At 41.8% G+C, this 20,133-nt stretch carries 17 protein-coding genes; 10 read left to right on the top strand and 7 right to left on the bottom strand.

Annotated features, from left to right (window positions below):
• Window positions 1-30 precede the first annotated feature (30 nt).
• From Q0590_RS22645 to tatC, 3 genes are all read left to right on the top strand, one after another.
• On the top strand, window positions 31-1,920 hold the full coding sequence (locus Q0590_RS22645; RefSeq protein ID WP_302039893.1) for a DUF4139 domain-containing protein: 1,890 nt from the start codon (window positions 31-33) through the stop codon (window positions 1,918-1,920).
• A gap of 123 nt (window positions 1,921-2,043) precedes the next feature.
• A complete protein-coding gene (gene queF / locus Q0590_RS22640) occupies window positions 2,044-2,550 on the top strand; it encodes a preQ(1) synthase (protein ID WP_302039892.1) in 507 nt (168 codons plus the stop codon).
• A gap of 471 nt (window positions 2,551-3,021) precedes the next feature.
• Entirely contained in the window at window positions 3,022-3,936 is a 915-nt protein-coding gene (gene tatC / locus Q0590_RS22635) for a twin-arginine translocase subunit TatC (protein ID WP_366970492.1), read from the top strand.
• Window positions 3,937-3,988: 52 nt separating this feature from the next.
• Here tatC and Q0590_RS22630 read toward each other — a convergent pair whose 3' ends face one another.
• Together Q0590_RS22630 and Q0590_RS22625 are read right to left on the bottom strand one after the other, a co-directional pair.
• Complete coding sequence (locus Q0590_RS22630; protein WP_302039891.1) at window positions 3,989-4,525, bottom strand: RDD family protein; 537 nt, start codon at window positions 4,523-4,525, stop codon at window positions 3,989-3,991.
• 40 nt (window positions 4,526-4,565) lie between these two features.
• Window positions 4,566-5,195 carry a TetR/AcrR family transcriptional regulator gene (locus Q0590_RS22625; protein ID WP_302039890.1) on the bottom strand — a complete coding sequence of 210 codons (630 nt, stop codon included), beginning with the start codon at window positions 5,193-5,195 and terminating at the stop codon, window positions 4,566-4,568.
• A 127-nt stretch (window positions 5,196-5,322) separates the two neighbouring features.
• Between Q0590_RS22625 and Q0590_RS22620 the strand changes: the two genes are divergently transcribed.
• The gene (locus Q0590_RS22620; RefSeq protein ID WP_302039889.1) at window positions 5,323-6,480 is read left to right on the top strand and encodes an FAD-dependent monooxygenase; all 1,158 of its coding nucleotides are present in this window, start codon (window positions 5,323-5,325) and stop codon (window positions 6,478-6,480) included.
• Between the two features lie 49 nt (window positions 6,481-6,529).
• On the opposite strand, the gene Q0590_RS22615 is transcribed toward Q0590_RS22620, so the two are convergent.
• Window positions 6,530-7,441 (bottom strand): TIGR01777 family oxidoreductase, encoded by a 912-nt coding sequence (locus tag Q0590_RS22615; protein ID WP_302039888.1) that lies wholly within the window; start codon window positions 7,439-7,441, stop codon window positions 6,530-6,532.
• Between the two features lie 176 nt (window positions 7,442-7,617).
• Here Q0590_RS22615 and Q0590_RS22610 point away from each other — a divergent pair, with 176 nt between their 5' ends.
• The 6 genes from Q0590_RS22610 to Q0590_RS22585 all read left to right on the top strand — a co-directional run bounded on the left by Q0590_RS22610 (window position 7,618) and on the right by Q0590_RS22585 (window position 14,984).
• On the top strand, window positions 7,618-8,778 hold the full coding sequence (locus Q0590_RS22610) for a hypothetical protein (protein WP_302039887.1): 1,161 nt from the start codon (window positions 7,618-7,620) through the stop codon (window positions 8,776-8,778).
• 139 nt (window positions 8,779-8,917) lie between these two features.
• Window positions 8,918-9,529, top strand: a complete 612-nt coding sequence (locus Q0590_RS22605; RefSeq protein ID WP_302039886.1) for a GNAT family N-acetyltransferase — start codon at window positions 8,918-8,920, stop codon at window positions 9,527-9,529.
• Between the two features lie 38 nt (window positions 9,530-9,567).
• Window positions 9,568-10,491 carry a PfkB family carbohydrate kinase gene (locus tag Q0590_RS22600; protein ID WP_302039885.1) on the top strand — a complete coding sequence of 308 codons (924 nt, stop codon included), beginning with the start codon at window positions 9,568-9,570 and terminating at the stop codon, window positions 10,489-10,491.
• A gap of 237 nt (window positions 10,492-10,728) precedes the next feature.
• Window positions 10,729-13,053: an OmpA family protein gene (locus Q0590_RS22595; RefSeq protein ID WP_302039884.1), complete on the top strand. Its 2,325-nt coding sequence runs from the start codon at window positions 10,729-10,731 to the stop codon at window positions 13,051-13,053.
• 129 nt (window positions 13,054-13,182) lie between these two features.
• Window positions 13,183-14,442, top strand: coding sequence for a dipeptidase (locus Q0590_RS22590; protein WP_302039883.1), 1,260 nt, complete (start codon window positions 13,183-13,185; stop codon window positions 14,440-14,442).
• Between the two features lie 44 nt (window positions 14,443-14,486).
• The gene (locus tag Q0590_RS22585) at window positions 14,487-14,984 is read left to right on the top strand and encodes a hypothetical protein (RefSeq protein ID WP_302039882.1); all 498 of its coding nucleotides are present in this window, start codon (window positions 14,487-14,489) and stop codon (window positions 14,982-14,984) included.
• 109 nt (window positions 14,985-15,093) lie between these two features.
• Here the strand turns inward: Q0590_RS22585 and guaB are convergent, their stop codons facing one another.
• The 4 genes from guaB to Q0590_RS22565 form a co-directional block, all read right to left on the bottom strand.
• Complete coding sequence (gene guaB / locus Q0590_RS22580; RefSeq protein WP_302039881.1) at window positions 15,094-16,563, bottom strand: IMP dehydrogenase; 1,470 nt, start codon at window positions 16,561-16,563, stop codon at window positions 15,094-15,096.
• Between the two features lie 119 nt (window positions 16,564-16,682).
• Window positions 16,683-18,035 (bottom strand): galactokinase, encoded by a 1,353-nt coding sequence (locus Q0590_RS22575; RefSeq protein ID WP_302039880.1) that lies wholly within the window; start codon window positions 18,033-18,035, stop codon window positions 16,683-16,685.
• 13 nt (window positions 18,036-18,048) lie between these two features.
• Window positions 18,049-19,065 carry an inositol monophosphatase family protein gene (locus tag Q0590_RS22570; protein ID WP_302039879.1) on the bottom strand — a complete coding sequence of 339 codons (1,017 nt, stop codon included), beginning with the start codon at window positions 19,063-19,065 and terminating at the stop codon, window positions 18,049-18,051.
• Between the two features lie 237 nt (window positions 19,066-19,302).
• Window positions 19,303-20,019: a DUF4412 domain-containing protein gene (locus Q0590_RS22565; protein ID WP_302039878.1), complete on the bottom strand. Its 717-nt coding sequence runs from the start codon at window positions 20,017-20,019 to the stop codon at window positions 19,303-19,305.
• Between the last annotated feature and the right edge of the window lie 114 nt (window positions 20,020-20,133).

The raw sequence follows: 20,133 nt of genomic DNA, 5'->3' as shown, positions 1-20,133 counted from the left end.
GCATCATACAGTAAAACTAAATTTATTGTTATGAGAAAATGTTATTTACTTCTGGTATTGGCTTTTTTTTACCATACACTTCTGGCAGAAACACCCCGGAAAACGGTTAACACAAGCATTGATAAAGTAACGGTTTTTCTTACCGGTGCCCAGGTAACACGCACGGGAAACACGACGATTCAGCCTGGCACGACTACCCTGCTTTTCAGCAATATTGCCCCCAACATTCAAACGCAAAGCATACAAGTAAGCAGCGAAGGAAATTTTACCGTTCTTTCTGTTGTCTACCAGTTAAACTACTTGCAGCAACAAGAAAAGAATCAGGAAATTGATAGATTAAGTAAGATAAAAATCAGCCTGCAAGACCGCCTGGATGTAGAAAATAGCCTGCTAAACGTATATGCACAGGAAGAACAGGTATTACAAGCCAATAAAGCAATCGGAGGAGAGCAACAAGGAGTAAACATTAATGACTTAAAACAGGCGGCAGACTTTTACCGGACACGTCTGTCTGAAATAAAACTAAAACAGCTAGAAATCGGCAAAACCATCCGCAGCCTGACCGAACAAATGTCCATAACAGACAAACAACTCAATGCCTTACACGCCCAACCAGATCAGCCTACCGGCGAAATAGTGGTAACAGTATCCAGTAAAACAGTCGTTCAGGCAAAATTTGCGGTAAGCTATCTGGTAAACCAGGCTGGCTGGCACCCCACCTATGACATCCGGGTAAAAAACATCAGCAACCCGATTTCCCTGGTATATAAAGCTAATGTATTTCAGCAATCCGGCGAGGACTGGAACAATGTAAAACTCACCATTTCTACTGGCAATCCGCAGGAAGGAGGCACTAAACCAGTGCTTACCCCCTGGCAACTTAGTTTTTTCCATCCACATGCCACCACATATGCCACAATGGTTGCTCCGGCAATGGCCGGTGTAAATATCCGGCAAATCAGAGGACGTATTACGGCATCCGACGGAAATGGCTTGCCAGGGGTAAATATACAGATAAAAGGTTCAACCGTTGGCACGTCAACAGATGCCAATGGCAACTATATATTAACTATTCCAGCCAATTCTTCTACGGTAGTCTATTCTTTTATTGGCTATCATACCCTGGAATCGCCTATTCATTCACCGGTAATGAATTTCACCCTACAAGAAGACATAACGTCCTTAAATGAAGTGGTGATTACCGGCTATGGGGTTAGCAGAGGCCTTGCTGGGAAAATAGCTGGCGTTGTAACCAAGAAAAAGGACCAGGAAGAGGCAAGCATTCCGGTAAATGCCACTATGGTGCGTAACCAGACACAGGCAACCTTCAGCATCGACTATCCCTACACAATCCCGACGGATGGCAAACAGTATACGGTGGATATGAAAGAGTATAGTGTGCCTGCAGACTATGAATATTATTGCACACCGAAGTTAGACCCGGATGCTTTTCTGATGGCTAAAATCACCAATTGGGATGAATACAATCTGCTGGAAGGCGAAGCCAATCTGTTTTTTGAAGGCACCTTTCTGGGCAAATCCTTACTAGATGTACAAACCTTTACCGATACCTTACAGTTGTCTCTGGGGCGGGACAAAAACATTGTCGTTAGCAGAACGAAGCTCCCAAATTTTACAACCAAACAATTTATCGGAGCAAATAAGAAAGAAGCCAGAGCTTTTGAAATTAACATCCGTAATAAAAAAGCCCAACCCATTACCCTTATTGTTGAAGACCAATTCCCTGTTTCTACCAATAAAGACATTGAAGTTACCAGGCTGGAATCGTCCCAGGCCACGGTGGAAGAAGAAACCGGTAAACTAACTTGGCAGGTAAAAATAAATCCCGCCCAGCAAAAGAAACTGACCGTATCCTATGAGGTAAAATATCCGAAAAAAGAACGGGTACTCCTAGAATAACCTACCAATGCAGATAAATACAACGCTATTTTGCTGAAGATTATTCACAGCGATTATAATTAGCTAATATTGCACTAATTATAACCCAGCAGTGTTTCAAGCATACGAATAAAAATTAACGCAATGGCTGATTTGCAACAAAACAAAATAATCGAACAACAACTAGAAGAAACGTATAAACTAGCTCTGGACCATACCAAGGTTGCCCTGGATTATATGGCTCAGTATGGCATAAAGCCAGACGGTAAACTTAACTTGTTTCTTCCCCCAGATAGCAGGCAACAAGAAATTCACCGCCTACCCTATACGCATAAGGCGAAACAGGTAGTAGTGTACGAAACTGAAACAGGCGAATTTTCGGCCTTATGTCCTTTTTCAGGGTTGCCAGATTTTGGTGTACTCCGGATTGAGTATGTGCCTGGCTCCTGGATTGTAGAACTAAAAAGCTTAAAGTATTATATTCTCTCCTGGCGCAATGTGGGTATAGCCCAGGAAGATGTAACTGCCTACATTTATGAAGACCTGAAGAAATGGCTGGAAGACCCTGACCGGTTAGTGGTTTCTACAATCTATAATGTCCGCGGAGGCATTAATACTACTTGCAGCATCGATAGTCGTACACAAGGCTAACAACTTTTTTACTTCAATTTTATTGACAAGAGAAATTCTACTCTTTAACTGAAGTAGCTGTTGAAATTGGATTACAAAAAAAGAGGGTTGCGATAGCAGCCCTTTTTTTACCTTAAACCAATAATGAAAAGAATTTACTTACTCAAACCTATTTAAAAAGTACCAGGTCAGAAAACAGATTCTTATAAATGGCATTTTTTGCGGATGAACCACTAAAAAAGGCGGCTGAGTATTTTCTATCTTTTTGCCGGTTACATAAACTGAGTTACCTGTTTACCTAGTATGCTTCCTGATTTACCGCTGCTGCATGTATTTGCTTTTCTTTCATCTAGGCAGCTTATGAGAAATTACCCATCACAAGTCCGGAAGATCGCCTTTTCCGTAAGTATTATTGTATGAATAAGTCGCCAAAAGCAAATAAAATTAATTATTTTTGTAAGTAAGCCTATGGCATATTAACTCAGCACAACCTTGAAAGAAGATAGTAAATCTAGTAACGGATCAGGCAGTAGTGGAATGATTGGCAGTATCATCAGAAGAAACCCTCATCAAAAACCTGTGGAAGAAGAGGAAGAAAAGGAAATGTCGTTTATTGACCATCTGGAAGAACTCCGGTGGCATGTGGTCCGGTCGGTAGCAGCAATTTTTGTATTTGGCTTTATTGCCTTTACCAATAAGGAGTTATTTTTTGGCAAGATCATCTTAGGCCCTTCGAAGATAGACTTCTGGACATACCGCATGTTTTGTAAGCTGGGGCAGCTGATGGATTCGAATGCGCTTTGTATTGAGAAACTAAATTTTGTTATTCAAGCCAGGGAGATGACCGAGCAGTTTACCATGCACCTGGGTTCATCCATAGTAATTGGTCTGGTTCTGGCTTTTCCATATGCCTTCTGGGAAATGTGGCGGTTTATAAAACCAGGCTTACATCCTACCGAACGGCGCATGACTACAGGCGCTACCTTTTTTGTTAGTTTGTTGTTTTTGCTGGGGGTAATGTTTGGGTATTTCATTGCGGCTCCCCTTTCCATTAATTTTTTAGCCAATTACCAGATAGACGAATCCATTGTAAATGAATTCAACATCAGCTCTTATATTTCTACCCTGGTTACCCTGGTAATCGGTTGCGGGCTTATGTTTCAATTGCCAATGCTCGTATTTGTACTGGCGAAGATGGGCATTATCACCCCCACGCTTATGCGTCAGTACCGGAAACATTCCATTGTAGTTATCCTTATCGTTGCAGCCGTTATTACTCCTCCGGATGTTATCAGCCAGATTTTGATATCTATACCTTTATTCTTGTTGTATGAGATCAGTATTACCATCTGTGCAAGAGTGGTGCGGGCAAAACTCAAAGAGCTGAGTATGGAGGAAAACACCTAAAAAAGGCGGGCTATCGATAGCCCGCCTTTTTTATTTCAATTTACCTGTTGAATTAGAAAACCTCTTCCTCTTTTTCCTGCGATATGGCTTTAGGTCCGACCCTGTATAGCGGAATATCATCTATTACCATCGTATCAGATATGGTATCGTGCCAGCCACGGGGATCTTTAGATAAGTAGGAAAGAAAATCCAGGGGAATCAACCTAGCAAACGACCGCATGATAAGCTTAATTAACTTAGGTTGAGAACCATCCATTAACACTACTCTGGTATTGGTCACCATTTTTCCGAGGGTTTTTCCAAAATAGTGTTCAAATGTAATAAAGTACGTCAGATAGCCTATATAATAAATCAGGTAAATCATCATACCTGCCTCCTCGCCGATCATCTGAGAAGAATCATTGCCTGTAAGAAATGAAATAACGCCATACCCCAACACAATAATCATAACTAGGGCATAAAAGAAAAGACTAAAAAATATTCCATCCAGCAGGCTGTTAAAAAACCGTTTCCGGCGTCTGGTGGGACGTATAATGTCTTTTAGTAACTCCTGTTTGTTAAGTAAGCCATCTGTAGAAATCTGTTGCATAGTTGTTTGTTAATAATGGAAGTAATTTACCTGTACCTCCTTAATCTTTTTGATGTGCCTTCTGTAAATACTGGTAGGCTTCCAGGCCTTTTGGGGTAAAGTAAGGTATGATCAGACTGAAAGCAAGTTGCGTGTAATGAGCTAATTTTTCTTCGTCCGGTCCGTCAAATAAAATTTCTGCTTCCGATACCCAGAAATCGCCAATGATATAAAACTGATCTATAAAATTATCGTATTGCCCTTTTACCTTTTCAGACTCTATAAGCCCTTGCATAAGCAAGTATTGAATAATTAGCCGGAACTGATTTTTCCTTTGCTGATAAAGTACCTTAAAATGCTGCCCGATAGGCTCAATTTTGCGCATAATAGCCACCATATCCTGCAGAATAAATTTGTATTTATACTGAATCCGGAAAGTAGCAGCCGTTGCTTGCATTAACATCTCCAGGCTTGGAACACCAGATTGTATGGCAGCAATTTCCTGGTCCAGTTCAGCCACAAGGTTATGGTACAATTGCCCAATAATGTCTTCTTTTTTTGAGTAATGATAACACAAATTACCATGACTGATATTCATCTCTTTGGCTATATGTCTGGTAGTAACAGGATCGATACCTTGTTTATTAAATAATTGTAAGGCTGTATCTATTATCTTCTCTTTAGTAGTCATTCAGCAAAAATAAATTATTTAGAACATTTGTCCTAAATTTAAAAATTAGTACATTTGTCCTAAACAATAAACAAACTACTTATCTGTATCTGTAAGTAGATTTCCGGATTACAAAAATTCTAACTTGATGAAAACAATAGCTATTTTAGGTGGCGGTATAGGAGGTTTATGTACGGCCATTGCCCTGCAAAAAAAAGGATTTCAGGTTAACATCTACGAAAGTGCACCTGTACTAAAAGCATTGGGTGCAGGCTTAGGTCTGGCAGCCAATGCTGTAAAAGCACTAACCGATTTGGGTATGGGTGAAGAATTACTACAAGCTGGAGCAGTATTAACCAGCTTTGAAATTCTGGCAGAAAACGGCAAGTTAATTACCAAAACCAATAGCCTGGAAGTGAGCAAAAAATTCGGTACTGATAATGTTACCATACACCGGGCTGATTTACACCACCTTTTAGTGCAACAGTTGCAACCCCACACGCTTGTGTTAGGGAAAGCCTGTAAAGACTTTGAGCAATCATCTACAGGTGTCCGGATTTTTTTTAAAGATGGCAGTGAGGCAAAAGGAGATTATTTGATAGCTGCCGATGGCATACATTCCGTTGTAAGAAAAAAGCTGGTTCCGGGCAGTGTACCCAGGTATGCCGGATATACCTGCTGGAGGGCAGTAATAGAAGGCCAGCCAGAGGGTTTTCACAAGCAAAAAGCTACCGAAACATGGGGTAGCAAAGGCAGATTTGGCATTGTACCTTTGTCACAAAACCGTATTTACTGGTTTGCCTGTAAAAATGCTCCCTACCAGGATACGCATTATGCAAAATTCACCACAAAAGAGTTATCAGACAACTTTAAGGATTATCACCAGCCCATTCCCAACATTCTGGCGATGACCACCGATGAGCAGTTAATCTGGAATGATATTATAGATATAAAACCTATTAAACAATTTGCTTTTGGTAAAGTACTGCTCTGTGGCGATGCTGCCCATGCCACTACGCCAAATATGGGACAAGGCGCTTGCCAGGCCATTGAAGATGCCGTTATTTTAGCTAATTGTATGTCCGTATACGCCACGGATCTAGAAAAAGCATTTCAAGTATTTGAACAGAAGCGGATATCCCGTACCACCAGAATCGTTAATACTTCCTGGCAACTGGGAAAAGTGGCCCAGCTTGAAAATAAACTGTTACTCAGCCTGCGAAACACTTTGTTAAGACTTGTACCTGCCAGTGCGAACAACAAGCAATTGCAGTTTCTCTATGCTATAGATTTTGCCAATGTTTGACCGGACTCAACTCACAGTTTAGGGCTAGACTTGTAAGGAAAAGCAAAAATTATTCTATCAACAAATCTTCCAGGGCAGGCTTCAGTTCAGGAAACAGGAAGTGATATCCAGTAGCCTGTAACCGTTGACTGGAAACGTTGCTACCCCCTAATACAGCATTAGCCATTTCGCCCATACCCAGTTTTAAGGCAAAGCCAGGAACATTAGGCAAAAGCAAAGGTTTCTCCAGTACATCGGCTGTTTGCTTGGTGAGTTGTTCATTGGTAACTGGGTTTGGCGCTGTCAGGTTGTATATGCCTTCCATTGTATCGTCTGTCATCGCTTTCATAAAAGCACGGCAAACATCCTCGATGTGTACCCATGAAAAATATTGCTTGCCACTCCCTATGGCTGCGCCGGCCCCTACTTTTATCGTTTGAAGCAATTTCGCCAAGGCTCCACCCTGTGGGCTCAAAACAATCCCTATCCGGAAGCTAACCGTCCGGATACCTAACTGCCGGATCTGGCCTACAGAAAACTCCCATTGCTGACAAACATCCGCCAGAAAATCATCCCCAGCCGGAGAATCTTCTGTAATCAGAGCATTGCCGGTGTCATACCCATAATATCCGATAGCCGATGCAGCAATTACCGACTTTACCTGATGAGAACCTCGTTGTAATGTTTTATATAACAGATCAGCTGACTTAGTGCGGCTTTCCAGAATTTCCCGTTTGCGGCTACTGGTCCACCGTTTGTCGGCAACCCCGGCACCAGCCAGGTGAATAATATAGTCGGCTTTTTCTACAGCTCCATTTTCTATACTACCATTTTCAATGTCCCAGGCATACACATGTACACCATTTATGGGTTCTTTGCTGCGGCTCAGGTAAGAAACCTGGTAGCCTTCCTGCAACAAAAGTTGTGTTAACCGTTGACCCACCAGGCCGGTTCCTCCGGTAATTAATACGTTTTGGGACATAGTTGAATGATTATAGGCGTAAGACTATTGCTTATTAGCTAATATACTTTTAATGAAGCATAAATGTTTGAAATATCCGCTCACCTGTTCAATGGTTATGGTTTTTTGTAACACCCATCCATTTTTTCTTCTTACCTGTTTGCCTTAACTTCGGGCTTTTATTCAGATAGCCTCTTATGCAAGCAATAGAAGTACGTACGCCTGCCCATAAAAAAGAATTCTTACAACTGCCCGTACGATTGTACATAGATGATAAAAACTGGATACGCCCGCTGGATAGCGATATAGAAAATGTTTTTACTCCAGAAAAAAATAAATTTTTTACACATGGGGTATGTACCAGGTGGATTTTACAAGACTCACAAGGGCAAACGATTGGACGGGTAGCTGCTTTTATTGACCATAATACCGCTACCAAATTTGATCAGCCAACCGGGGGAATGGGTTTTTTCGAGTGTATTAATAGCCAGGAGGCGGCCTTTACCTTATTTGACATATGTAAACAGTGGCTACAAGCCAAAGGAATGGAAGCCATGGATGGTCCGGTAAACTTTGGAGACCGGAATCAGTGGTGGGGTTTATTGATAGAAGGGTTTACAGAACCCAATTATGGCATGTTTTATCATCACCGGTATTACCGGGCTTTATTTGAGGCGTATGGGTTCAAAGATTATTTTCAGCAATATACCTATCACCGAAAGGTAATGGAACCGCTTCATCCGATTGTGGTAAAAAAAGCAGAACGCATTTTCCAGAACCCGGAGTATTCTTTCCGGCATATTGAAAAAAGTAAACTGGAAAAATACGGGGAAGATTTACGCAGTATTTATAACAAAGCCTGGGCCCGCCACGAAGGCGTTCAAGAGATGACCTCTGATGGAGTAAAAGCCCTGATGAAACAATTTAAGCCTATTCTGGATGAAGACATTGTCTGGTTTGCTTATCATAAAGAACAGCCTATCGGCTTTTTTGTGATGTTACCGGAAATGAACCAGATATTTAAATATGTAAATGGCAAACTAAACGCAGTTGGCATTGTTAAACTCCTCTGGCACCAATACCGCCGGACGATTAAGAAAATGTTCGGATTAGTATTCGGCTTCATCCCAGAATACCAGGGCAAAGGACTGGAAAGTGCCATTGTGGTGGCAGCCGGCAAACATGTACAAGTCCCTGGGCAAATCTATGAAGACTTCGAAATGAACTGGATTGGAGATTTTAACCCAACCATGATGAAAATGGTAGAAATAATGGGAGGAAAAGTTTGTAAAACCCATGTTACTTACCGCAAGCTTTTCGATGATTCCAAACCATTCAAACGGGCTACGGTAATTTAATGCAATACCTAAGCTCATGTATATGTATCTGGTTTACTACCCAATATGGCTGTTTACAAACATACATCCGGTAAAATTTACTCTTTTCATGGTTTACTTTTGTAATTAGTTTAATATATGCCGTTAATTATTTATTCCTATGCATCCTGTATTCCTGCACCCTCCTACGCTACAAAATAACCGGTCGCTGCTAAAACCCCTGGGCGAAGAAGATTTTGAAGGCTTAGTATCTATTGGCCTGGAACCTTCCCTGTGGCAAATATCTTCCAACAAAGTAGATACCAGAGAAGATCTGCTCCGGTACCTGCAAACAGCCATTGCGCAGCGTAAGGCCGGGCAATCGGTACCCTTTACCATTATAGACAAACAAACAAATAGCATTGCTGGCTGTACCCGTTACGGCAACATTGCCTTTGAACACCGGAAACTGGAAATCGGATGGACCTGGTTGGGCGTAGATTATCAGAAAACCGGCCTGAACCGGGCCTGCAAGTACGAATTATTAAACTACGCTTTTACTGTACTAGACATGCAGAGGGTCGAATTGAAAACGGATGTTTTGAACACTAATTCCCGGCAAGCCATGCTGAAAATGGGAGCTACCGAAGAAGGTATCCTGCGCAAGCATCTGATTACGGAAAGTGGCCGGAGCCGGGATTCTGTGTATTACAGCATTCTAGACAGCGAGTGGCCGGCCATCAAACAAAGAGTATTCGCTCAATATGCTAGCAATAGTACCGCAGATTTGTAATTTTGCTCAAATTAAATTATATACTTAACTATTTTCTCATGAGTTTATTAGTGGTTGGGTCCGTTGCTTTTGATGCATTAGAGACTCCTTTCGGAAAAACAGACAAAATCATCGGTGGTTCAGCCACATTTATTTCCCTTGCTGCTTCCTATTTTACAAAAAACAGCAACTTAGTGGCAGTTGTAGGCGGCGACTTCCTGAAGTCAGATATTAAGATGATGCAGGAGCACGGCATTAACACCAATGGGTTGCAGATCAAAGAAAACGAAAAATCTTTTTTCTGGTCTGGCAAATACCACAATGATATGAATACCCGGGACACCTTAGTTACGGAACTGAATGTACTGGGAGATTTTGATCCCATTATTCCGGATGAATACCAGAACTGTGAATACCTGATGCTTGGTAACCTGGCTCCATCTGTTCAAAAAACAGTTATTCAGCGGCTGCATAAACGCCCGAAACTGATTATGATGGATACCATGAATTTCTGGATGAATGTGGCCTTGACTGATTTAATGGACGTGCTAACCATGGTAGATGTGCTTTCCATAAACGATGAAGAAGCCCGACAGCTAGCCAAAGAATATTCCCTGGTAAAAGCAGCCAAGAAGATATTAACGATGGGCCCCAAAATTCTGATCATCAAAAAAGGGGAACATGGGGCTTTATTATTTAAAGAAAACCAGGTATTTTTTGCCCCAGCCCTTCCTTTAGAAGATGTTTTTGACCCCACTGGAGCCGGTGATACTTTTGCCGGAGGATTTATTGGCTATCTGGCAAGTACAAAAGATACGTCATTTAAAAATATGAAGCGGGCCATTATTTACGGATCAGCTATGGCTTCTTTTTGCGTGGAAAAATTTGGCACCGAACGGCTTCAACACCTATCGAAAGACGAACTGGATAGCCGGGTACAGGAATTTGTAGACCTTGTTCAGTTTGAAATCAGTTTAGGTTAATAACCTATGCAAAATTGCAGCGGCTCTACCTATGTATGCTTTAAATAATCCTTGTTTCCGGTGATCTCCGCCTGGTAAAAAGCCAGTATATTTTTCCTTCATTTATTACAAGTGTACCAAGCAATAGGTCATCATACATCTATTGCCTGGTACACTTTCTATTTTTATCCCTGCAATAGTAGCGTAAGCACTAAAATGCAATTTTTTAAGGATAATACGCCGTTAACTTTTTATTTCATGCATAAGAAAGTATACACCACAAGTATTTTAATCATTTTCCTGGGTTTGTTTTCGGTACATCTGCAGGCACAGAGTAAGTCAGCAATTGCAAAAACAGACAAAGCCGACAAGTTTTTCCTGATCAATGATTTTGCGAGTGCCTTGCCCATATATCTGGATCTGGACAAAACAGAATCCAAAGATGCTCTAACCAATTTCCGCATTGGTCTGTGTTATTTCAGCACGACCGATGAAAAACAAAAAGCATTACCCTATTTTGAGTATGCCCGGCAACATAAAAACGAACGCATACCCGACAAAATCCATCAATATTTGGGGCAACTTTATCATCTCACGTACCAGTTCGACAAAGCTATTGCCAGCTTTAGTGCCTATAAAAAGACCTTAGCAAAAAACGATGCTAAACTGGCTGAAACTGAACGCCAGCTACAAATTTGCCGGAATGCCCAGCAGTTAATTAAAGATACCCTGAATGTATTTATTCAGAATGTAGGCGCCCCTATTAACACAAATTTCACGGAATATGGCCCGGTAATCTCAGCGGATGAAAGTGTATTGCTGTATACCTCTCTCAGGCCACAGCAGGCAGCCAAAAAACCAGGAGCCACAGGTACGCTTACAGAAACAGAAGACATTGCCATTGCCTATAAAAAAGATGGCAGCTGGTCGGCACCCAAAAGTATCGGGCTAAATGCTAAAACAAATATTGGTTCTGTAGGCTTATCACCCGATGGTCAGCACCTGTTGATTTATATGGGTGGTCAAACAAACAACGGTGATATTTATAGCTGCGAAATGCAAGGCGATAACTGGACAAACCCGGTAAAACTCAGCTCTAAAATTAATTCCACTTCCCAGGAAAGCAGTGCCAGCCTTACTCCAGACCAGAAAACCATGTACTTCTCCAGTAACCGTCCCGGAGGTTTTGGAGGGCAAGATGTGTATGTAATCCGGAAAAACAACAGCGGGGAATGGGGCGACCCTGTTAACCTGGGGCCAATGATTAATACGCCCTATGATGAAGATTCTCCCTTTATCCACCCAGATGGCCAGACATTATATTTCAGCTCCAACGGACACAATACCATGGGTGGCAGTGATATTTTCAAAACGGTGAACAAAGGCAAATCCTGGACAATGCCGGTAAATATGGGATATCCGATAAATACTGTGTATAACGATAATTATTTTGTACTTTCTGCAGATGGAAAAAAAGGGTACTATTCCTCTAACCGCCCCGGCGGTTTAGGCGGCCAGGATATTTATTTCCTGGGTATTCCGGAAGAACAAGGAGTAGTGCCACTAACCATGATGAAGGGAAAAATTATTACCGGTGATAAACAAGTACCGGTCAAAATTCAGATTATTGAAAAAGAAAGTGGAGAGGTAATTAAAAACGTATATAATCCAAACAGTAAAACGGGCCAGTACCTGGTAATTTTTCCTCCGGGAAAAAGCTACGATATGGTGATTGAAGCAAAAGGCTATATGCCCTATCTGGTGAATGTGTGTATCCCAAATCAGAATTACTTCTATGAATTATATCAGGAAATCCGTATGAAAGGCATTGTGGAAGCCGGTAAGCAGATTGGCCAGGAGGTATCTATTAAGAATGTGTTTTATGATATTACCAAAGACAGCACCTTAATAGATCCGGCAAAATTTGGCAAAGATAAACTGGACCTATACGAACTGATGGATAACATTATTGCTGCTTCCGACTCGGTAGCCCTGGATTATCTGCTGAACATGATGTATAACGAAAATGCGGTAGATTTAACCAAAATACCTAACGAGCCACTGACGGGTACCTATTATTACTCAGATAATGAAGGCAAATTACAACCGGTAGTGATTAACGGAGAAACTATTTACACCCTGCCCGCTTTCAATATCACTGGCGATCAGGTAGTAAAAGTTGAACCAGCAAAAAAAGAAGAGAAGCAAAAAATCACGAAAGAAACAGTAATCAAGCCCAATCTGACATACATCATCTTCTTTGATACAGACAAAACGAATCTAAAGTCGGATGCTATGCCGGAACTAGAAAAGGTATATGCGTACCTGAAAAATAATTCTGGCTATGCTATTACTATAGCCGGGTATGCGGATGCTGACGGAACAGCAGAACATAATTTACAGATCTCAGAAAAACGGGCAAAAGCCGTAGCGGGGTATTTAACTTCCAAAGGAATTCCTTCTGCCAGAGTTTCCGCCAAAGGCATGGGACAGACACCAGAAGCCAGAAAAGATGAAGCAGAGCAGGCAAAGAAAAATCACCGCAAAGCAGAAATTATGATGGTGGAATTGCCAAAGAACTAATTTCAACAATTTCTTAAAAAAACTCCCTTACCTAAATGTGAGGGAGTTTTTTATTTTAATGAGGCTTGATTTTGTTGTCTTTAAAAATATAGATAGATTACCCAATGACCACTAACCGTTTATGTATACATGACTTCAATCCATTTACTTCCCAAAATTCCAATACTCTTCTTCTCTGTTTTATGCACACTTATTCTTGCTTCCTGCGACCAGCAACAAACCACAAACACAACTACAGAAACTGATGATGAGTTGAGAAAAAAAGCCAATGAACTAGCCCATACATACATTATTACCGACGGCCACATTGATCTTCCTTACCGGCTGCGCAACAAAATGGAAGATGTATCCCAGAAAACAGCAGGGGGAGAATTTGATTATATACGTGCGAAAGAAGGAGGTCTGGATGCTCCCTTTATGTCTATTTATGTTTCTTCTTCGTACCAGAAAAGTGGCGGAGCCAAAGCATTAGCCGATTCCCTGATAGATATGGTCGTAAAAATTACTAAAGATCATCCGGATAAATTTGCTCTGGCCAACTCTCCGGCAGAGGTAAAGCAAAATTATGAACAGGGCAAGATTTCCCTCCCTATGGGCATGGAAAATGGCGCTCCCTTAGAAGAGAAACTAGAAAACGTGGATTATTTCTATAAGAAAGGTATCCGCTATATTACACTTACCCATGGCAAAGACAACTTTATCTGCGACTCTTCCTATGATACTACCCGTACCTGGAATGGATTAAGTCCGATGGGAAAACAAGTGGTAGCCGAAATGAACCGGGTAGGCATTATGGTAGATGTATCGCATATTTCGGATAGTGCTTTTTATCAGGTTATGCAACTTTCTAAAGCACCCGTTATTGCTTCTCATTCGTCATGCCGCCACTTTACCCCCGGTTTTGAACGAAACATGACGGATGATATGATTAAGCTACTGGCTGCCAAAGGTGGCGTAATCCAGATCAACTTCGGTTCTACCTTTGTGGATTCTGCTTCCCGCAAACAAGGCGACTTGAATAATAAACATATGGCCGATTGGATTAAACAAAACAACCTTTCTCCAGACGATCCGAAAGTAGAAGCATATGAGGAGGAATATATGAAAGCCAACACCAGGTTATCAGATGTATCGGTAGTAGCCGACCATATAGATCATGTGGTAAAATTAGTGGGCATTGATTATGTAGGCTTTGGTTCTGATTTTGATGGAGTCGGTCCTACCCTGCCCAAAGGCTTAACAGATGTTTCCTTTTACCCAAACCTGATTTTTCACTTGCTCAAACGAGGGTATTCTGAAGAAGATATCCGCAAGATTTGTTCGGATAATGTATTCCGGGTATGGAACGAAGTAGAACAGATTGCCAAAGAATCGCAGCAGAAGAGTTGAGTTAATAGCATCTACTTACCATTATGAACATATAAGAGTATCCAATGAAGTTTATTTATACCGGATTGTTGCTAATACTTACCAGCTTTGCTCATGCTGAAGGAGGTCCTACAAATAGTAGCCTTCCTATTGATTCTTTACTTGAGTTAATGGTTGAAGAAAACAAGGTATCTATACAATTAACTGAACTTCTTGGGAAATGGTCTAAAATGGAAAGGTTTTCAAGTAGCAATATAACGTTTGCATACGGCAACCTCTTTTCTTCTGCAGAAGTAACTTGCTTAGGAAAAGTTGGAAAACAAAAAGGAACCTATACAATAAATGTCAGTTCCCTTGGATTGAAAACAAAGAAACAACAGAAAGAGGTTTATCTACTCAATATTGATTCTCAGCTTTATTTGTTGACAGAAAATGACATACAAGAAACAAAGCAATTATTAATTGATCATTTAACTCATGAAACTTTGTTAAAAGCAGAAGATATGAGATTAGTTATAAAGAAGCATTTAGTGAATTCAGGGTATAGAAAGAATATTGGCTAATACGTTCATAGTTCAACTACTGCCAGTACTGTGAGTACATGTCTACCTGACAAACTAAAAAAGCCGTACAAACTAATCTGTACGGCTTTTTAATGGCAAATGCTGCTGTTTATCTGCTGTAATTAGGTGCTTCCCGAACAATCTGTACATCATGCGGATGGCTTTCTTTCACCCCGGCGGCCGTAATTTTCACAAACTTAGCTTGCTTTAGTGCTTCAATATCTTTTGCTCCACAGTAACCCATGCCTGCCCGTAATCCACCAATTAATTGATATACTACTTCGGCTACTTTTCCTTTAAAGGGCACCCGGCCAACAATTCCCTCCGGAACAAGTTTCTTTATATCATCTTCTGCATCCTGGAAATAACGGTCTTTGGAGCCATCTTCCATCGCTTCTACAGAGCCCATGCCACGGTAGGTTTTAAACTTACGTCCTTCATAGATCAGTACTTCGCCCGGCGCTTCTTCAGCTCCTGCCAGCAATGATCCAATCATAATGCTGCTGGCTCCTCCGGCTATCGCTTTCACCAGGTCGCCTGAGAACCGGATACCGCCGTCGGCAATAACCGGAATACCCGTACCTTCCAACGCTTTGGCAGATTCATATACAGCTGACAACTGTGGCATGCCTACGCCTGCTATCACTCTGGTTGTGCAAATACTACCCGGACCTACCCCTATCTTCACAGCATCGGCGCCTGCATCGGCTAATGCTCTGGCCCCGGCACCAGTGGCTACGTTTCCTACAATGGCTTCTAAATCTTTAAAGGAAGCTTTAATCTCTTTTAGAGCTGTAATAACCCCTTTGGAATGTCCATGTGCTGTATCGATGCTAATTACATCCACGCCTGCTTTTTTCAACGCAGCTATACGGGTCAGGTAATCTGGGGTTATGCCCACAGCTGCTCCCACGCGTAAACGTCCGAAGGAATCTTTGCAAGCATTCGGATGGCTCTTCTTCTTCAAAATGTCTTTATAGGTAATTAGCCCAATAAGCTTGTATTCTTTATTAACAATAGGAAGCTTCTCAATTTTATATTGCTGCAGAATTTCTTCTGCCTCATTCAGGTTGATGCCTTCCGGAGCGGTTATTAAGTTTGCTTTCGTCATTATCTCCCGTACAGGTTTGTTCATCACTTTTTCAAAGCGGAGATCGCGGTTGGTAAGAATACCGGCTAATTTGCCATTTTTATCTACTACCGGAATACCTCCAATCTTAAAGTCACGCATAATCTTATGTGCATCACCTAGGGTTGCATCGGTATCCAGGGTGATCGGGTCGAGGATCATGCCGCTTTCGGAGCGTTTAACCTTTCGTACCTGCTCTGCCTGCATCTCTATAGACATATTTTTATGAATAATGCCTATTCCTCCCTCCTGCGCCATGGCAATAGCTAGTTCATACTCTGTTACGGTATCCATGGCAGCAGAGATGAGCGGAATATTGAGGGTAATGTTAGGTGTTAATTTGGTAGTAGTCTGCGTATCGCGGGGAAGCACTTCGGAATAAGCAGGAAGCAATAAAACGTCGTCGTAGGTAAGTGCTTCGAATAAAAGCTTGGAGCTGTCTAGGGTCATGGCAAATAATCAGTTTACGTATGGTTATTTGCCACGCAAAGATATTAAATGCCAATGAGAATAAAAATGAATGCGTAAAATAAAATTGGAATTATGGAAATAATCTATCTTACTTTTCCTTACTCAAAAAATTTAACAGATTTTCTGTGCTTTTCCTGGTATTGTTGATGAATAGTATGGGCAGTTTGCAACCCTTCTGCGCCGTCACATAACACACAAACTGTTCCGCCAGACCCACCCCCGGTAATTTTAGCGCCATATACCCCTTTGTTGCGGTTCTGTTTTACCATTTCTACCAGTTCGTCTGTATGCGGATTGCCAAGGCCACAGATCGAATAACTCGTATGAGACTGGTACATTAGTTCGCCTAACTGTTCCAGGCATTGTATCCGGCTTTGTTGATTAAGGCCTGTAGCCAGGTATTGCAGGAGCAATAGGAATGTTTTTACGCGGAAGTTTTCATAGACCGGGTGCCTGGTGCAATCCAGGATGGCATAAAACTTTTCTTCTTCCACCGTTGTCACTGGGTCTGGATGCACCGGATAATGTCTGATAAAATAGTGGCCGGCCATCCGGTACAGCAGTTTTTGGGCATAGCTAGCTTCAAACTCTGCAGGCGTAATATTAGCCAGATATCCTTGATAGGGCAATTGTAAAAAGTCTCTTTGGGTTTTAGCATGGGCAAGTTGCTCGTTGGTAATACCTTTTTCCCGGACGATCATACTGTACCCCATATAGGCCGCTGCCCGAACATCGCTATAGGACGCATCCCCTACTGAGTGCCGGATACCACTATCAATCCCTACAAAATAAATACCTGCAGGGATAGCTACAGGTGCATGAACAATATCCGGCTGGCAAAGGATGGGTAATAGGTGAGAATGGTTGCCAAAGTAGGATGCCAGCTGATCCATCAATCCACAAGGCGCCCCTACTATCAGGTTTTCTACTTTTTGCGCCAGTCTGGGAAGTTCTGTAGGTTCAAACGTAAGTGGATAAAGTTCTTTCAATGCCTTCATGGTGGCTACTTCCAGGGCGGCTGAGGAAGATACTCCTTTGCCAACTGGCACGTCAGAGGTAATGAGAATGTCTGCACCGGATACAACAATGCCTTTTTCTTTTTGCAAGACCAAAAAGCAGCCTACCACATAACTTGCCCAATCGCCTCCTTGTATCTTTTTTACCTGTTCCCTGGCAATTGCGTAGTCAACCTCTTGTCTATTTTTTAAAAGATCCTGATACAGAAATGTAGTTTGAAGGTCTGCTTTATCAGCTGTTAAACTTTTAATCCGAACTACTCCATCATGCCGGAGGGCGATAGCTACCGTGGTAGTTTCCTTAATTGCTTTTTGAAGCACCAAAGACCCGGAATAATCTGCTATACCGCCCATTACATCCAGCCGGCCAGGCGCCTTTGCTACTACATAAGCTTGATCGGGTGAAAAAAAACTGGCAAGTAATGTTTTATCCATCAAAAATTTAGGATTACGTTAATAAACCATATTTTTTCATCAGGTGCTGTAGTATAGGTTCTACTTCTGCACGTATATGGGCATTGGCATATCCGATCCAGTCAACTGGTGAAAGTACATCCAGAGGTGCATCCAGGCGGGTACCGTATACATCGGTAATTATTACTCCTGCTTCGCTGGCAATCATCTTCGTACAAATATCATAGGGATGGCAAACGTGGCCGGGCCTTTTTCCTTCTTTTGCCAGTTTTTTATAGAGCACATTCCGGATATCAGCAATGAAGCGGTCGTGGCCCATAAGCATTTCATATAACTGGCCACCGGTTGAGATGTATTGATCTTCAAATATTATTGCTTTCCCGGCAGGCATATCTGGCATTATGGTTTCTATTAACTCGTCTTCAATCCGGGCTAACAAGTCTCTTCCGGGAGGAAAGAACCGGGCGATCTGTGCAAATCCGCCAATAATAGTTTTAGATTTGGAAGGAGCAACCTCCCGTTTGGTGATGTCATGGGTCAGTAAATTACGGGTGAATCCGTGTGCACCTTTCCCCCGGATAGCCCATAACGTATCGCTGCTGATACTGCGGGAAGTCGGAAGTTCGGTCATTACTGCTACTTCTATGTCGATCAGCGAAGTAGCCGCGCCTCTGTTTGGGGCGGCAGCCGCCAGGAAAAAAGCAGAACGTTTATCGTACATAATTCCACGGGTACCATCAATCGGGTCCATGATGATTCGTAAAGCAGCCGATTCGGCACGTTTGCCTTTTGGCAAAACCAACGCATTTGTATCTTCGCCTATTCCTTCGGCAATAAGCACAATGCCATTCAGTACTTTGGCATTTTTCTCCAGGATGGGAATAAGAATTTCCTCCACGTCGCGGTCTATCTGATAGATTGTATCGTCTTCTCCCTCCTTGTAAACGGCACTTCGTTGTTCTACTGTTTGTTCCTGCAGCGAGCGGTGCACTTTTTTACAAACGGCTTCCCCTATTTCAATAAGTACATCCCGGATAAAAGTATGTTGCATAAAGTTTAGCTAAATAGAATGCGCGTTAAAATGATATTGGATTACTAACACTCTTTAATCGGAACTTGTATCAGGCAAGTTGCCAGACAATGCCAGCTAAGCCTGCAAAGGTAAAATATGCCACAGAAAAAAGGAATGAATTCAATAAAATTACAATAGGGATAGCATATCATAACAAAAAACGCACTGCCAGGCAGCACGTTCTTTCTGTTCTAAAATACTTTTCAATCTTTATAGCTAATTTCCCATTCCTCCCATCATCATGCGGGTCATGGCTGCGGCATTAAAGGGCTCTACGGTATATCCGGCAGGCACTTGCAAATCAGCAATATTGAGTTTTGCCCGGTTCACTTCAGTGGCTGTCATTTCGGATGTACTCCCATTTTCTGTCACGGTCATTTTTAAGGGTACGCCCTCAATACCTTCCATAAACAACGAACCTCCTCTATTTCCCCCCATACTGTTTTTAAAAGCCGAAGCAGGCATCTTTATATCAGTGGCAGCCCATATATGTTGGGTTGTTTTTTGATTAGCGTATTCTACTACATATTTAATGCACTTATATCCGGCAATCGTAGTGGTCTCACTGGTTTTAGTAACTTTCGGTTTGGTACCCTCACTTTTTTCTGATTCCTCAGGCATTTTATAAGCTTTTTTCTCTTTATGATTCAACAAATAGCTTTCTTTTTTATCATCCAATGTCACAAATTCCATAAATGTACTCTTGCCATTCAGCATTTTCATTTTAGTAACCGGAGCCTTGGAAGTGATCTCAAAACCTGTAGGCATGGGCACGGCATACCCCATTTGCGCCATTTTATCTAGTTGCTCCTGTTGTTCTTTCGGTAAATTAACTTTCATGTTGTATTTAATGGTTCCTTCAAAACTTTGTGCAGAGGCCAAACAGGACACCAATAAAAGAAATAATAACAATGGCAGAGATGTATTTTTCATAGAGACAGGTCTTTCAAGTAAGTTAGCAAATAAAAAATCAATAGTCAAAAGACCTTGGCTTTTGCAAGGCAGTGAAAGCAGAAGGAGCAGAAACCTGGGGCTGATTCATTTAAA

Source organism: Rhodocytophaga aerolata (genome assembly GCF_030503435.1).
Classification (GTDB): Bacteria; Bacteroidota; Bacteroidia; order Cytophagales; family 172606-1; genus Rhodocytophaga; species Rhodocytophaga aerolata.
Note: the sequence above shows the minus strand (reverse complement) of the source record. Positions and strands in the feature narration are given on the sequence as shown.